Source organism: Actinoplanes sp. NBRC 103695 (genome assembly GCF_030269485.1).
In the GTDB taxonomy this organism is placed as follows: domain Bacteria; phylum Actinomycetota; class Actinomycetes; order Mycobacteriales; family Micromonosporaceae; genus Actinoplanes.
The window spans coordinates 210,951-226,716 of the sequence record NZ_BSTL01000005.1 but is presented as its reverse complement, the minus strand read 5'-3'; the positions used below and the strand labels follow the sequence as shown (position 1 = coordinate 226,716).

The following is a 15,766-nucleotide window of genomic DNA, read 5'->3' as shown; positions in this document are numbered from 1 at the left end:
CAGGCCGGATGGTTACGGGTTGCCGGTCAGCGCATGCGGCGGCCCGCCGGGACAGGGTCGGTCTCGTCGTCGAACTCGCCGATGACCTGCTCCAGCAGATCCTCCATCGCCACGAAACCGACCCGGCGGCCGCGGCTGGTGATCATCGCCAGCTGTGCACGACCGGCTCGCATCGCGGTCACCGCGTCCGTCACGGTGACGCCGGCGGTCAGGGTGAACGGCGAATCCATCAGGTCCGCGGCGGTCACGTCCCGGCCCGCCGTGGTCGCCCGGATCGCCTCGCGGACATGCACCACACCGGCGACGAGGCCGTCTTCGCCGACCACGGCGAGGCGGGAGCGCCCGCTGTGGCGCGACGCCGACTCGACCTCGATCGCGCGGGACAGTGGCGTGACCGTGACCAGCTGGTCGTCCGGGATGAGCACGTCGGCGACGGTCTTCTCCTGCAGGCGCAGCATGCTGGTCAGCAGAGCGGTCTGCTCCGCCTCGATCAGACCCTCGGCCTCGGAGCGCTCCAGCAGGATGTTCATCTCCTGCGGGCCGTGCGCCTGCGCCAGCTGGTCCTGCGGCTGCACGCCGACCAGTCTGAGCGACGCGTTGGCCAGGCCGTTCAGGACGTTGAGGCCGGGCCGGACCACCCGCGTGAAAGCGCGGAACGGCAGCGCCAACATGGTGGCCGACCGCTCCGGGTGAGTGATCGCCCACGACTTCGGCATCATCTCGCCGATCACCAGGTGCAGGAAGGTGACGATGAGCAGCGCGATCAGCAGGGCGATCACGTGGCTCGGCGCGTCCGGCAGCCCCACCGCGTGCAGCAGCGGGCTGATCAGGTGCTCGAGCGCCGGTTCGGCGAGCGCGCCCAGCCCCAGCGAGCAGAGTGTGATGCCCAGCTGAGCGCCGGCGAGCATCACCGAGAGCTCGCGGGTGCCGTCCAGGGCCGCTCGTGCGGCACGGCTGCCCTCCGCCGCGGCGTGCTCCAGCCGGTAACGCTTGCTGGCCACCAGCGCGAACTCGGCGGCGACGAAGAACGCGTTCGCCACCAGCAGGAGCAGCGAGTTCACGATCGCCCAGGTGGTGCTCACGAGGTCACCTCCGCGTGCGTGGCGCCGGTGACGGGCGCGGCCTCGGAGATCCGTACGGTGCCCGGCACGTGCCGGTCCACCGACAGCACCCGGAGCACCAGCGGCGGGGCGGCGTCCAGGGTCGGCTGCGCCTCGACCTGCACCTCGTCGCCGACCAGCGGCACCCGGCCGAGCCTCGCCAGGACGAGCCCGGAGACGGTGTCGTACCCGTTGTCCTCGGGCAGTTCGACACCGGTCGCGTCGGCCACCTCGTCGATCCGCCAGCGCCCCGGGACGACCCAGGTCCCGTCGTCCTGTCGCACCGGCGCCGGTTCGGGCAGGTCGTCCTCGTCCCGGATTGGCCCGACCAGTTCCTCGGCGATGTCCTCGAGGGTGACGATGCCGGCGAAGCCGCCGTACTCGTCCACGACGCAGGCCAGCTGGCGGTGCCCGCCGCGCATGCGGTCGAGCACCGCGGGCAGCCGGAGCGACGACGGCACCATCAAGGGTGCGATCGCCACCTCGGCCACGGTGGTCGAGTCGCGTCGCTCCGGCGGCACGGCCAGCACGTCGGTGATGCCGACGACGCCGACGATCTCGTCCACGCCGGCGTCGGAACGCACCGGGAACCGCGACCGGCCGGTGTCCAGCAGACCGACCACGCGCGTGAGCGGGTCGTCCGCGCGGACGGTCTTGACGTCGACACGCGGCACCATCACCTCGGCGGCTGTCCGGCCGCGGAAATCGAGGCCGCGGTCCAGCAGCGCGGAGAGCTCCGGGTCGAGGTGCCCCTGCGCCCGGGACTCGGCGATGATCTGCTCGAGGTCCTCGTTGGTGGCGCCTTCCGGCAGCTCGTCGATGGGCTCGATGCCCACCCGGCGCAGCAGCTTCGAGGCCGCCTTGTCGAAGAGCCGGATGATCGGGCCGAAGACCGCCAGATACATCAGCGTGGACCGGGACAGCGCCTTGGCCAGGCTCTCGGAGCGTGCGATCGCCAGGTTCTTGGGGGCGAGCTCACCGAAGACCATCTGCACCACGGTCGCGATCAGCAGCGCCAGGAAGACGGCGACCGGGACACTGACCGCGTCCGGCACGCCGGCCACGCCGAGGAGATCGGCCAGGCCCTCGCCGAGATACGGCTCCGCGACATATCCGACGACCAGCGCGGTGACGGTGATGCCCAACTGTGCCCCGGAGAGCACGAACGAGAGACGCTCGGTGATCTTGAGAGCACGAGCCGCGGCCTCGTCACCCTCGTCGGCCAGATGCCGGAGCCGGCCACGGTCGACCGCGACATACCCGAACTCCTGAGCGACGAAGTAGCCGGTCAATGCCGTGACCACGAGGACCAGGAGCAGACCGATGAGGATCAGCACGACGGCCTCGACGGGCCGTAGGAGAGCCGGGCCGAGCCCGGCTGGGTACTGCCATTCATCCCGGGAAAGTAACAAGAATGGCTGAACGCTGCCTGGGAGCACGCTGGTTGCGCCACGTCATCAGTGTCGTACGTCACGGACGGATGCCCGGGAGAGGGTGCCGGCCCCTCCCCCGGGCACGTCGGTCAGCTGCGGGTGATCGTCACGTCGTCGACCGCGGCCTCGACCAGGCTGGCCGTGGAGAGGTCGGCGGCCTCGACGCTGAGCTGGACGGTCTGCCCGGCGTAGGCGGACAGGTTGACGGTCGCGGTCTGCCACGCGGCGGCCCGGTCGCTCGCGGCGCCGGCCTGGGTGAAGACCGTCGTCGTGGTGCTGCCCGAGACCACGCGGACGCGGAAGTAGTCCGAGCTGCTCGAGTTGTTGAGGTGCGACAGGTACCAGCCGAAGGACAGCGACAGCGTGCCGGTCGGCAGGGTGATGCTGGGCGAGCGGATCGTGGTGGCGCCGCCGTCCACGTCGTTGGCGCCCGCGCTGGCACCGGCCGTGGCACCGGTGACCAGGTCGAACGTGCCACTCACGGCAGTGCCGAGCTGGGTCGTCACGCCGGAGCTGGTCGCCTGTGGGTCGCCGCGCTCCCAGCGGCCGGAGGTCGCCGCGTCGCCGCTGCCCGCGGTCCAGCCGGTGGCCGTCTCGAAGGTGTCCTGCCAGACGGTGTCACCGGTGGGCGGCGGCTCCTCGGTCGCCGACGCGAGGGTCCACACCGTGTAGGCGATGGCGTCCGAGTTGCGGTCCAGGGCGGTGTCGTTGATGTTCGCCGTGGTGTCGCAGGAGGCGTGGTAGCAGGGGTCGAACGTGGTGGCCGTACCGCCCCACAGCTGGACCTGCGCCGCGGTCTTGCGGCCCTCCGCGCCGGTGAAGATGCCACCCGCCGGGATGCCGTTGGCGATGAACGGGCCGTAGTCGCTGCGCCCGTCGAAGTCGGTGCCACGGGTGGGCACGCCGATCGAGGTGAAGTAATCGGCCAGGGTCTGCTCGATCTCCGCCGACCCGGACGGCCCCGGACCGGAGCCGGTGCCGTCGGAGTTGTCACCGTCGTAGAGGAAGTAGCCGGGGTTGGGCGAGCCGACCATGTCGAAGTTCAGGTAACCGCCGATCGCGGCCCGTTGCGCGGAGGTCAGCGAGTTCACGTACGCGGTCGAGCCGCGCAGGCCCAGTTCCTCGGCGCCCCACCAGCCGAACCGCAGGTGCCGCTCGGGCTGGAACCCGGTCCGTGCCACGGCCAGCGCCACCTCGAGGTTGGCGGACGAGCCGGAGCCGTTGTCGTTGATGCCCGGTCCCGCGGTGACGCTGTCCAGGTGCGCGCCGATCATCAGCGTGTCGCTGGTGTCGCCGCCCGGCCAGTCCGCGATCAGGTTGTACCCGGTCGCGCCGTTGTAGGTGAACGACTGCTGCTGCGTGACGAAACCGGCCTGGTCGAGCAGGTTCTTCACGTAGGTGACGGAAGCCAGGTAACCCGGCCGGCCGTGTGCGCGGTTGCCACCGTTCGCGGTCGCGATGCTCTGCAACTGGGCGAGGTGTGCCTTGACGTTGGCGACCGGGATGTCGGGCGCTGCTACGGCAACGGCCTGGGCGGGCGCTGCTATCAGCGTTCCCAGGAGGACGGTCGCGCCGATGACAGGGAGTGTTCTCACGGGTTCCTCCGCGTTAGGGGGAACCTGAGAATGACACGCTACGGATCGATGGTTGTCATATCGGATGAGCCATATTGCGAGGCCGGAAAAGACAGCGCCGGCCGGGGGCCGTCAGCGCCGCGGCGTCGCACGCAACCCGGTCGGCTGTTGACGGTAGAACGAGCTCTGGATCATCGCGTACGTCGCCCGGTTCTGATCCCAGTCGAAGTCGCGGGTGATCCAGCCGAGGGCGTACGCGTTCGGGCCGGAGGCGAACCACCTCGTGATCGCATGCATCCGCACCGCCGAGGCGTTGTCGTAGCGGTACTCCCAGTCGGCCGCCCGGTTGAGCAGCGGCACCCGCTCGATCTCGCCGACCTGCTGATACTTCGGCAACGCGCCCGCCCGCACGAGCCGGGTCGCCTCGGTCCGGCAGGCCGCCACCGGATCGCCGGTGGGGTTCCGGCCGTGATCGATGCTCAGGATGCGGACGTTCTCCGGGTCACGGAAGCAGACCGTGGTGCCGATCCGCTCGTAGGTCCAGCCGTCCGGCACTGCGATGTGGAACCCGGCCGGATCGAGGAAGTACGAGAAGCCGGACACGAGTTCCCAGCCGTTGACGTCGGTCTTCGCGCCTGCCTGAGGGGTGCGCGGCGCGTCCTGAGCCGGCTCGCGGTCGCAGATCGCCGGACTGAACCCGGCGACCGCGGGAGTGACGGACGCCGCCGGCTCGGCCGAGCCGGTCGGCGTGACGACGACCGGGCGGGCCCGGTCGTCATCGCCCTGACGCAGGTAACCGGCCGCGAGACCGGTGCCGGCCAGGACCGCGACCAGCAGCGCACCCGCCACCACGAAGCGGGCACGATTCCGCCGCGCGCCGACCGGCAGCACGGTGATCGTGTCGGGCGGCGGCGCGTGCTCCGCCGCCGCGAGAGGCGCTCGTTTCGCGTTCTTCACACGGGGTTCGGCCGCCAGCGGACCGCGATTGCCGCGACGCGCGGCAGGTGCGGCCGCGGGCTCACCGGCGGTGACCGGCGACGCGTTGCGTTCGACGACGGGCTCCGGCTCGACATCGGGACGCGCGGGTGTGTCCGTCAGCATCCCGCTCAGCCGCGGCTGCGCCGCGTTGCCGACCTCGGCCGGGGATCGGGGCAGTGGGACGCGCGCGCGGTTGGGGGTCACCCTGGCCTTCTCCGGAGTACGCGCGCCGGCCACAACCGCACGCAACCGCTCCTCCACCTGATCGGCGGTCAGCCGGGCGGCCGGATCACGCTGCAGCAGACCCATCAGCACCGGCGCCAGCGGCCCGGCCAGCACCGGCGGGTCGGGCGAGTCGGTGGCCAGCGCCATCAGCGTGGCCATCGCGCTCTCCCGGGCGTACGGCGAACGGCCCTCGACCGCGGCGTAGAGCGAGGCGCCCAGCGACCACAGGTCGGACTCCACGGTGGAGGCGCCGTCCCGGGCTCGCTCCGGCGACACGTACTGCGGGGAGCCCACGACCATGCCCGGGCCGGTGACGGCGCCGTCGTCGACGAACGTGGCCAGGCCGAAATCGGTGAGCACCACCCGGCCGTCGCCGATCAGCACGTTGTGCGGCTTGATGTCGCGATGCAGCACGCCGGCACGATGCGCGGCGGTCAGCGCGTCCAGCACGTCCAGGCCGATGCGGGCCGCGGCGGCCGGGTCGTACGGCCCGTCCTCGGCGATGACCTGGTGCAGGGAGCGGGACGGGACGTACTCCATCACGATCCAGGGCAGGCCGCCGGCGTGCACCACGTCATAGATGCGGACCACGTGCGGGTGGTTGAGACGTGCCGCGCTGCGGGCCTCCCGGAGCGTACGGTCGCGCAGCCGGTTCTTCTCGTCGTCGGTCATCCAGTCCGGTGGTACGAACTCCTTGACCGCCACATCCCGGTCGAGCATCTCGTCACGGGCCATCCAGACCCGGCCCATGCCGCCGGAGCCGACCGGCTCGTGCAATCGATACCGCCCGGCGATGAGCATGCGCCTGACCGCCATCAGCCCCCACCCGTCGCTTGGCCTAAGAATAGTCATTCGCCCGGAAACGGGGGAACGGCGATCACCCGGCCACCGCGTAGACCACGAGGTTGTCCTTATATGACCGCAGCGTGTGATCGAAAACCCCACCGCACGTGATAAGCCGCAGCTGGCTGTCCGGTGTGGGTCCGTACACCTGATCTGTCGGGAATTTGCTCTTGGGATGCCAGGCCGTGGACGTGACGGTGTAGGCGACCGTCTTGCTCCCGCGCACCACCTCGATGCGGTCGCCCTTCTGCATCTCGCGGAGCTTGTAGAAGACGGCCGGGCCACGCTTCGAGTCGACGTGACCGGCGATGACCGCCGGACCGATGTCACCCGGCAGCGTGCCGTCGGCGTAGAAGCCGGCCTTGGCGAAGTCCTTCGGCGGGGTGAGCGCACCGTCCGGGCCGAGCCGCAGCGCCTCGAGAGGGGTGTCGACGCCGATCGCCTTCACCCGCAGGCGGGTCGGCGTGCCGGAGTAGGTGGGAGCGAAAGCGGCGAACGGGTCGGGCGCGGCGCCGTCGGTGGACACGGCGAACGGCGCCTCGTCGCTGGGGGCGGCGGCGGGTGGTGCTGCCTGCGGTGTCCCGGCCCAGCGGCCGACGTCGTCGGAGGCCGGGCGCTCCCTGATCGCCAGGTAACCGGTGCCGGCGACGAACGCCGCCAGGGCAGCGGCGATCACGGGCATGAGCGCGCTCTTCCCGAGACGGCGGAGTCTTCCTTGCGCTGGCGGCACCGGAGGATTCGGAGCCGGACCGACCTCGGATGGGTCGCCACCTGGTTCTTCTGCCTCTGCGGCGGAGGGGGTGGGAGGGCCTGGCAACGAGGTCGCGGGGGAAGGATCGGAGTTCGACGGGGCATCGGTCTCCGGCGGGGACGGCGAGCGCCGACCGACCAGCGGCGACGTCGGCACCGCCGGACCCACCAGCGGCGATCCGCTGGACGCAGGGCCCGGCGACGAACTCACGGCCGCAGACGCCGGCGAGGGCGCCGGGGTCGGCAGCATCGAGGGTCGCAGCATCGAGGGTCGCGCCATCGAGGGCGGCGACGGGGGCGGGGGCCGCAGGCGGCGTTGGAGCGGCGCGACATACAACGGCGCGTCACGCAGCGCGGGATCGATTGCGCCGTCGACCCGGGCACGCCCGCGAGCAGGCGGTTCGTCCGCGGATTCAATCCGGATCACCGCGCGCACACCGCCCGCCGCAGGCGTCGCCCCGCCCGGCAACGGCATCGGCCCGCTCGCCGAAAGCGTCACGCCGCCCGGCGAAGGCGTCGGCCCGCCCGGCGAAGGCGTCGGCCCGCCCGGCGAAGGCGTCGACTCCTCGGAAACCGACGCCTCCTCAGACTCCGCGGTCATGGTTCGAGCGCCGGGTCAGGCCGTCCGGGGACGCCGGCGGATGAGGACCACCAGGCCACCGGTGAGTACGGCCGCGATGCCCGCGATCGTCAGCGCCATCGGCATCGGGGATCCGGGCTGGGTGCCGCCTACGCCGGTGGCCACGCCGCCGCGCGGGACCTGGCCCTGACCTCCGGCGTCGATGTGCAGTTCCGGCTTGAGGCCGCCGCCCTTGGCGTCGAGCACCAGCAGCGAGTAGACACTCCCCGCGCCCAGGGTGCAGGGCAGGCTGCTGCTCCGCCCGCCACCGCTCGGCTGCACCTTGACCGTCCACTTTCCGGGCTTGACCTGGCGATAGTCCGTCGTGGTGGCGAACTGGACGCCGTCGGCGATGCTCGGTCCGTCGGCGACGTTCACATCGAGCACGGGTGCGCGTACCGAAGCTTGAATGATCCTGACCTTGGACTCGCCCGGCTCGGGCAGTTCGAGGTCGTCCTGGAGCACGCGAAGGCCCAGGTCCGCGTAACGACCGACGCCCGCGACCGTGTAGGCCTGGCCGCCCTGGACCGAGACCTCCGTGGTGAGGACCGGTTTGGTCTTGGGGTCGGCGCCCGCCTTGCGCATGGCGACCGAGTACCGCCCGGCGGAAAGCCGCAGGTAGGGGGACATGACCCCGTAGCCGACGCCGGGGAAGGTCTGCTCCTTACCGCCGGAGTCCGCCTTCAGGTACACGTCCACCTGGGGCGTATCGGGTGACAGGTGGGCGAGCCGGACGTAGCCGTCATCGGCTGCGGCGGCGGGTGAAGCGCTGAGGGTGATGGCAGCGAGGGCCGCGATTGCCGCGGCGGCGCTGCCGAGGCGCCGTACGTGTGGTGCCGAGGTGAACACGGAGCCTCCTGGCTTCATTCGGCTGTATGACACATCGAGCGCGGTCCCTGCCAATGTGCCGCAGGACACCGGAGATGCACCATGGTCCTTCCGGTCACCCGAAACCGCTGGTCGACGGTCCTACTCATGCTCGGATGACCGATACGTGGCAGTCACCGGCGAGGCGTGACCGCATTTTTGTCGTACCTCCGGGGCACCATGGTTGGCGTGCGGGAACAGCAGGTGTTGGAGCAGTTCGGCCCGGCCACGCGGGAGTGGTTCCAGGCCGCGTTCGCCGCGCCCACCGCGGCGCAGGCGGGTGCGTGGCGGGCGATCGGCGCCGGTCACCACGCGCTCGTGGTCGCGCCGACCGGCTCCGGCAAGACGCTGGCCGCGTTCCTCTGGTCCCTCGATCGGCTGGCCCACGAGCCGCTGCCCGACGATCCGAAGCAGCGCTGCCGCATCCTCTACGTCAGCCCGCTCAAGGCGCTGGCGGTGGATGTCGAGCGCAACCTGCGGGCGCCGCTGACCGGCATCCGGCAGGCGTCGGGGCGGCTGGGCGTGCCGCCGCCCGACATCACCGTCGGCATGCGCACCGGCGACACGCCGGCCGACGAGCGCCGCAGCTTCCAGCGCACCCCGCCCGACGTGCTGATCACCACGCCGGAGTCGTTGTTCCTGCTCCTGACCTCCGCGGCCCGCGAGTCGCTGCGGGGCGTGCAGACCGTGATCATCGACGAGGTGCACGCCGTCGCGGCCACCAAGCGCGGCGCCCACCTCGCGCTATCCCTGGAACGGCTGGACGAGCTGCTGCCCAAGCCGGCGCAGCGGGTCGGGCTCTCCGCGACGGTCCGGCCGATCGACGACACCGCCCGCTTCCTCGGCGGCGCCCACCAGGTGGAGATCGTGCAGCCGCCGAGCACCAAGACGATCGAGGTCGAGGTGCAGGTGCCGGTCGAGGACATGACCAGGCTCGACGAGGTTCAAGAAAACGATCTTGACAACCCCGATGGGGTACGCCGTCAGCCGTCGATATGGCCGGCGGTGGAGGAACGGGTGCTCGACCTCATCGAGGCGCACCGGTCCACGATCGTGTTCACCAACTCACGCCGCGGCGCCGAGCGGCTGTGCGCCCGCATCAACGAGCTGTCCGCCGAGCGCGCGGGTGAGCCGCCGCCGGAGGCGACCCGGCTGCCCGCCGAGATCATGGCGCAGGCCGGCGGCACCCGAGGCGCCGCGCCGGTGGTCGCCCGGGCGCATCACGGCTCGGTGTCGCGTGAGGAGCGCAAACAGATCGAGGAGGCGCTGAAATCCGGCCGGCTGCCCGCGGTCGTCGCCACCTCCAGCCTGGAGCTGGGCATCGACATGGGCGCCGTCGACCTGGTCGTGCAGATCGAGGCGCCACCATCGGTCTCAGCCGGTCTGCAGCGCATCGGGCGGGCCGGGCACCAGGTCGGTGCGGTGTCCCGCGGCGTGGTCTTCCCCAAGCATCGCGGTGACCTCGTCTCCTGCGCCGTGGTCTCGGAACGGATGACCGCCGGCGCGATCGAGGAGTTGCGCTACCTGCGCAATCCGCTGGACGTGCTGGCCCAGCAGATCGTGGCCATGGTCGCCCTGGACACCTGGCAGCTCGACGACCTGGCGACGCTGGTCCGGCGGACGGCGCCGTTCGCCGAACTGCCCGACTCGGCCCTGCACGCGGTGCTCGACATGCTGTCCGGGCGTTATCCGTCGACCGCTTTCGCCGAGCTGCGGCCGCGCCTGGTCTGGGACCGCGGCACCGACCAGCTGACCGGCCGGCCGGGCGCGCAGCGGCTGGCCGTGACCAGCGGCGGCACCATCCCCGACCGGGGCATGTTCGGGGTCTTCCTGGCCGGCTCGGAGAAGGCCTCCCGGGTCGGTGAGCTCGACGAGGAGATGGTGTACGAGTCTCGCGTCGGCGACGTCTTCCTGCTGGGCTCGACGTCCTGGCGGATCGAGGACATCACGCCCGACCGGGTGCTCGTCACGCCCGCCCCGGGCGCACCGGCGCGGATGCCGTTCTGGAAAGGTGACGCGCTCGGCCGCCCGGTCGAGCTGGGCCGGGCCATCGGGGCACGGCTGCGCACCCTGTCCAAGGCCGATGACGAGAAGGCGATCGCCTCCCTGCGCGATGCGGGGCTGGACGAGTGGGCCGCCGGCAACCTGATCGCCTACCTGCGGGAACAGCGCGAGGCGACGCGCAACCTGCCCGACGACCGGACGATTGTGGTCGAGCGTTTCCGCGACGAGATCGGCGACTGGCGGCTGACGGTGCACTGTGTCCTCGGCGCGCGGGTCAACGCGCCGTGGGCGTTGGCGATCGCCCGCCGGCTGGGCGAGCGGTACGGCGTGGACGGGCAGGTCATGCCCTCCGACGACGGCATCGTGATCCGCTTGCCGGACACCGCCGAGGAACCGCCGGGCGCCGACCTGGTCGTGTTCGACCCCGAGGAGATCAGCCAGCTCGTCGAGGAGTCGGTGGGCACATCCGCCCTGTTCGCGTCCCGGTTCCGTGAGTGCGCCGCCCGGTCGCTGCTGCTGCCCCGCCGCGATCCGCGCCGCCGTCAGCCGCTCTGGCAGCAGCGCCAGCGGTCGGCGCAGCTGCTCGACGTCGCCCGCGAGTACGCCGACTTCCCGGTGACGCTGGAGGCGGCCCGCGAGTGCCTGCAGGACGTCTTCGACCTGCCCGGCCTGGTCGGTCTGATGCGCGAGATCGGCGGCCGCAAGGTGCGGCTGGTGGAGACCGAGACGCCGCGGCCGTCGCCGTTCGCCCGGTCGCTGTTGTTCGGGTACGTGGGGGCGTTCCTCTACGAGGGTGACGCGCCGCTGGCCGAGCGCCGGGCCGCCGCGCTGGCCCTCGACTCCACGCTGCTCGGTGAGCTGCTCGGCCGGGTCGACCTGCGCGAGCTGCTCGATCCGGCGGTCGTGACCGAGACGGAGAACCAGCTGCAGTGGCTGACCCCGCAGCGGACGCCCCGCGACGCGGAGGACACCGCCGAGCTGCTGCGGCTGCTGGGCGACCTCTCCGACAAGGCGCTGACGGACCGCCACGTCGACCTGGACTGGGCCCGCTCTCTGGAGAGCACGCGCCGTGCGCTGCGGGTGCGGATCGCCGGCGAGGAACGGTGGATCGGCGTCGAGGACGCGGGCCGCTTCCGCGACGCGCTGGGGGTGGCGCTACCGGTGGGGGTGGCCGAGGCCTACCTGGAACCGGTCGCCGACCCGCTCGGTGACCTGGTCGCGCGCTACTCGCGGACACACGGCCCGTTCGCCGCGGCCACGTGCGCGGCGCATTTCGGGCTCGGCGTGTTCGTGGTCGAGCAGGCCCTGAAACGGCTGAGCGCCACCGGCCGGGTGGTCAGTGGGGAGTTCTCGCCCGACGGGGCGGGCAGCGAGTGGTGCGGCGCCGAGGTGCTGCGCCTGCTGCGGCGACGGTCGCTGGCCGCGTTGCGCCGCGAGATCGAGCCGGTCCCGCCGAGGGTGCTGGCCGCGTTCCTGCCCCGATGGCACCAGGTGGGCGGCAACGCGCGCGGGGTCGATGCGGTCGCGGCCACGGTCGAGCAGTTGCAGGGCGTCGCGATCCCGGCCTCGGCCTGGGAACGGCTCGTGCTGCCGGCGCGGGTCGCGGACTTCAGCCCGGCAATGCTGGACGAGCTGACCGGATCGGGCGAGCTGGTGTGGGCCGGCGCCGGCTCGGTGGGTGGCAACGACGGGTGGGTGACCCTGGCGTACGCCGACATGGCACCCCTGCTGCTGCCGCCACCGGACGACGAGCTGGCGCTCACCCCGCTGCACCAGTCCGTGCTGGACACGCTCGGCGACGGGCAGGCGCTGTTCTTCCGGTCTCTCTCCGATCGGGTGGGTTCCACCGACGACCCCGCACTCACCGCGGCGGTCTGGGACCTGGTCTGGGGCGGCCACCTGACCAACGACACCTTCGCGCCGCTCCGCGGCCTGCTCGGCAGCAGCGGCGCCCACCGCGCGAAGGCCGCGCCGGCGCGCACCCGCTACCGCAGGCCCGGCCGCGCGACCATGCCCAGCCGCACCGGACCGCCCGCGATGGCCGGCCGCTGGTCCCGGCTCCCCGACCGCGACCTCGACCTCACCCGCCGCGCGGCGGCACTCGCCGACCTCCTGCTCGAACGCCACGGCGTGATCACCCGAGGCGCGGTCATGTCCGAGGGCGTGACCGGCGGTTTCGCAGCCGTGTACCCGGTGCTCGGCGCCCTGGAAGAACGCGGGGCGGCCCGACGCGGCTACTTCGTCGAGGGTTTGGGGGCGGCGCAGTTCGCGGTGCCCGGCGCGGTCGACCGTCTGCGGGCACTCGCCGAGCCGGCCGAGCTCACCCGCCGGACCGGCGTGTCCGCGGTGGTGCTGGCCTCGACCGACCCGGCCAACCCCTACGGCGCGGCGCTGCCCTGGCCGGAACGCGTGGTCGACAGCGGCGACGGCGAAAAGGTCGCGGCGACCGGCCACCGGGCGGGCCGCAAGGCCGGCGCCTTGGTCGTGCTGGTCGGCGGCGAGCTGGTGATCTACGTCGAGCGCGGCGGCCGGACGCTGCTGTCGTTCGTGGACGACACGGAGGCCCTGGTTGCGGCCGGCGAAGGGCTGGCGAGGGCCGTCCGTTCCGGCGCGCTCGGCGCCATGTCGGTGGAACGCGCCGACGGCGAATCCGTGCACGCGTCTCCCCTGCGGGACGCCCTGACGACGGCCGGCTTCCGAGTGACCCCCCGCGGCCTGCGCTTACGCGGCTGACCCCATCCCGGCGCGGCACGGCGCGGCTCAGCACGGCACGGCACGGCACGGCACGGCTCAGCATGGCACGGCTCAGCATGGCACGGCTCAGCATGGCGCGGCGCGGCGCGGCGCGGCACGGCACGGCACGGCGCGGCACGGCACGGCGCGGCACGGCACGGCGCGGCACGAGGACGGTCCGGCGCGAGCACAGTCCGGTGTGAGGACCGTTGGGCGTGGGCTGACGTTGTGGTGGTTGCGTGCCACGATCGTTCGCATGCTGCGGACGTTGGAGATCACCGCGACCATTGCGCTTGCTGAGGCGCCCTTTCACAACCTCTACTTCGGGCATGGGTTCGAGTTGAGTCTGGATTGCTTCATCTGTGAGCGGGTGGGGCGGACCACCTTTCTCACGGTCGGCGCTGAGCGGGCGGTCTGCACCGGCGATCGAGAACATGGCGGGCGGCACTTCGCGGCGGCTCGGGTAGCTGGGTTCGATGTGCTCAGCGGGGAAGACCGGAAGACACTCCATGCCGTCGTTCAGCAATGGTGGGCGCCGTTTCACGATGACAAGCGGAAGCAGAGTTCCAAGCCGATCGGGCCGGGGTGGGTTCGGTTCGAGCTGCACTATCTGTGCCCGGAAGGCGAGCGGAAAAACGGCCGCACCAGCATTCAATCGAACACCGGCCGGCCGCACTCGCTGACCTGTGAGCACTGCGAGACCGTCCTCGCCCGCAGTGAGGAAGTGCCCACGATCGTCGAGCGCCCCTAACTGCTGAGCCGCGGGCAAGCTGAGCTGCCGAACCACCGCCAAGCCGGCCCGCCGAACCACCGCCCACGCCGAACGGCCGAACCACCGCCTAGCTGAGCTGCGGAGCCACCGCCGACGCGGCCAGCTCGAGGTGATGCAGGTCCGTCAGGTCGAGGGTCTGCAGGAAGATCCGGGAAGCCCCGGCCTCACCGAACCGCCCCAGCTTGTCGACCACCTCGTCGACCGTTCCGGCCACGGCGTCGGCGGCGGTGCGCAAGTCGTCGACGCTGCGGCCGATCGCGTCGGCTCGGCGGGACAGTTCGGCCTCGTCGCGGCCCACGCACAGGACCACCGCGGACGACAGGACCAGCGGGGTGGTGCGGCCGATCGCCGACGAAGCGTCGCGTACCAGAGAGAAGAGCTCCGTGGCCTCCTCGACCGAGGTGAACGCGGTGTTGAACTCGTCCGCGAAGCGGGCGGCCAGGGCGGGGGTGCGCTTCTTGCCCTTGCCGCCGACGATGACCGGCGGGTGCGGGGTCTGCACCGGCTTGGGCAGGGCGGGTGAGTCGGTGAGCTGGTAGTGCTTGCCGGTGAAGGAGTACGGGCCGTCGGCCGTCCACAGTCCGGTGACGATCTCCAGCTGCTCCTCCAGGCGGTCGAAACGCTCGCCGGTGGGCGGGAAGGGGATGCCGTACGCGGCGTGCTCGCGCTCGAACCAGCCGCCACCCAGGCCGAGCTCCACCCGGCCGCCGCTCATCTCGTCGACCTGGGCGACGCTGATCGCCAGCGGGCCGGGCAGGCGGAACGTGGCCGAGGTGACCAGGGTGCCGAGGCGGATGCGGGACGTCTGGACGGCCAGTGCGCCGAGCGTCACCCACGAGTCGGTCGGGCCGGGCAGACCGTCGGTGCCCATCGCCACGAAGTGGTCGCTGCGGAAGAAGCCGTCGAAGCCCAGGTCCTCGGTGAGCTGAGCGACCCGGCGCTGCTGGTCGTAGGTGGCGCCGTTCTGGGGCTCGATGAAGGTGACGAGACGCATGATCACCACACTATCCCGGGCCCCAGCACACCACTCTGCGTACGCGGGCGATAACGTTAACGACCATGGGTCGCTATGAATGGATCAGCCTCACGACGGACTACGGCACCTTCGACGGGTTCGTGGCGGCCTGTCACGGCTCCATCGCCCGCATCGCGCCGGACGTACGCGTCATCGACATCACCCACCACGTGCCGCCGGCGGATGTCACCCGTGGGGCGCACGTGCTCGCGCAGACCGCGCCCTACCTGCCCGAGTCGGTGCATTGCGCGGTCGTCGACCCGGGTGTCGGCACCGACCGCCGCGGCATCGCCATCGCCACGCCGGGCGGCATCCTGGTCGGACCGGACAACGGTCTGCTGGTGCCGGCCGCGGAGGCGCTCGGCGGCATCGACACCGTGGTGGAGCTCTCCAACAAGGACTGGTTCCTCGGGGACCTGTCGCGGACCTTCCACGGGCGGGACCTGTTCGCGCCGGCGGCCGCCCGGATCGCGCTGGGCGCCGAGCTCGCCGAGGGTGGCCCGCCGGTGGACGCGGACACGCTGGTGCGGCTGCCCGCGCCGGTGGTGTCCGTGGGCGACGGCTACTTCGAGGCCGAGGTGCTGACCGTCGACCGTTTCGGCAACGTGCAGCTGGCCGCGACCGGCGGGGTGCTCGACCGGGTGGGTCAGGAGCTGGTCCTGAACGGCGGGGTCCGGGCCCGGCGTGGCGCGACGTTCGCCGACGTGGATCCGGGGGATCTTCTGGTGTACGAGGACTCGGCCGGCCAGGTGGCCGTCGCGGTCAACAACGGCCGCGCCGTCGTGGTCCTCTCCGTCACGCCCGGTGACCTGGTGAAGGTGTCCACCCGGTAGGCGCAGGACGCGCTAGAGGC

General features: G+C 71.9%; 10 protein-coding genes. 3 read left to right on the top strand and 7 right to left on the bottom strand.

Annotation, left to right across the window (positions count from 1 at the left end):
* Nucleotides 1-26 precede the first annotated feature (26 nt).
* The 6 genes from QSK31_RS09935 to QSK31_RS09910 all read right to left on the bottom strand — a co-directional run bounded on the left by QSK31_RS09935 (nt 27) and on the right by QSK31_RS09910 (nt 8,371).
* The gene (locus QSK31_RS09935) at nt 27-1,082 is read right to left on the bottom strand and encodes a hemolysin family protein (protein ID WP_285682989.1); all 1,056 of its coding nucleotides are present in this window, start codon (nt 1,080-1,082) and stop codon (nt 27-29) included.
* Nucleotides 1,079-2,437 carry a hemolysin family protein gene (locus QSK31_RS09930; protein ID WP_285682988.1) on the bottom strand — a complete coding sequence of 453 codons (1,359 nt, stop codon included), beginning with the start codon at nt 2,435-2,437 and terminating at the stop codon, nt 1,079-1,081. The genes QSK31_RS09935 and QSK31_RS09930 overlap by 4 nt, the downstream gene beginning before the upstream one ends.
* Nucleotides 2,438-2,622: 185 nt before the next feature.
* A complete protein-coding gene (locus tag QSK31_RS09925; protein ID WP_502872924.1) occupies nt 2,623-4,128 on the bottom strand; it encodes a M28 family metallopeptidase in 1,506 nt (501 codons plus the stop codon).
* 111 nt (nt 4,129-4,239) lie between these two features.
* Nucleotides 4,240-6,126, bottom strand: a complete 1,887-nt coding sequence (locus QSK31_RS09920; protein WP_285682987.1) for a serine/threonine-protein kinase — start codon at nt 6,124-6,126, stop codon at nt 4,240-4,242.
* Nucleotides 6,127-6,187: 61 nt separating this feature from the next.
* Entirely contained in the window at nt 6,188-6,835 is a 648-nt protein-coding gene (locus QSK31_RS09915; protein WP_285682985.1) for a class F sortase, read from the bottom strand.
* 684 nt (nt 6,836-7,519) lie between these two features.
* On the bottom strand, nt 7,520-8,371 hold the full coding sequence (locus QSK31_RS09910) for a DUF4397 domain-containing protein (RefSeq protein WP_285682983.1): 852 nt from the start codon (nt 8,369-8,371) through the stop codon (nt 7,520-7,522).
* Between the two features lie 198 nt (nt 8,372-8,569).
* Between QSK31_RS09910 and QSK31_RS09905 the strand changes: the two genes are divergently transcribed.
* Both QSK31_RS09905 and QSK31_RS09900 read left to right on the top strand, forming a co-directional pair.
* Nucleotides 8,570-13,126 carry an ATP-dependent helicase gene (locus QSK31_RS09905; RefSeq protein WP_285683317.1) on the top strand — a complete coding sequence of 1,519 codons (4,557 nt, stop codon included), beginning with the start codon at nt 8,570-8,572 and terminating at the stop codon, nt 13,124-13,126.
* A gap of 256 nt (nt 13,127-13,382) precedes the next feature.
* The gene (locus tag QSK31_RS09900; RefSeq protein WP_285682981.1) at nt 13,383-13,877 is read left to right on the top strand and encodes a hypothetical protein; all 495 of its coding nucleotides are present in this window, start codon (nt 13,383-13,385) and stop codon (nt 13,875-13,877) included.
* An 88-nt stretch (nt 13,878-13,965) separates the two neighbouring features.
* On the opposite strand, the gene QSK31_RS09895 is transcribed toward QSK31_RS09900, so the two are convergent.
* Nucleotides 13,966-14,892, bottom strand: a complete 927-nt coding sequence (locus QSK31_RS09895) for a TIGR03560 family F420-dependent LLM class oxidoreductase (RefSeq protein ID WP_285682979.1) — start codon at nt 14,890-14,892, stop codon at nt 13,966-13,968.
* Between the two features lie 65 nt (nt 14,893-14,957).
* Here QSK31_RS09895 and QSK31_RS09890 point away from each other — a divergent pair, with 65 nt between their 5' ends.
* The gene (locus tag QSK31_RS09890) at nt 14,958-15,746 is read left to right on the top strand and encodes an SAM hydrolase/SAM-dependent halogenase family protein (protein WP_285682977.1); all 789 of its coding nucleotides are present in this window, start codon (nt 14,958-14,960) and stop codon (nt 15,744-15,746) included.
* The last annotated feature ends 20 nt before the right edge of the window (nt 15,747-15,766 follow it).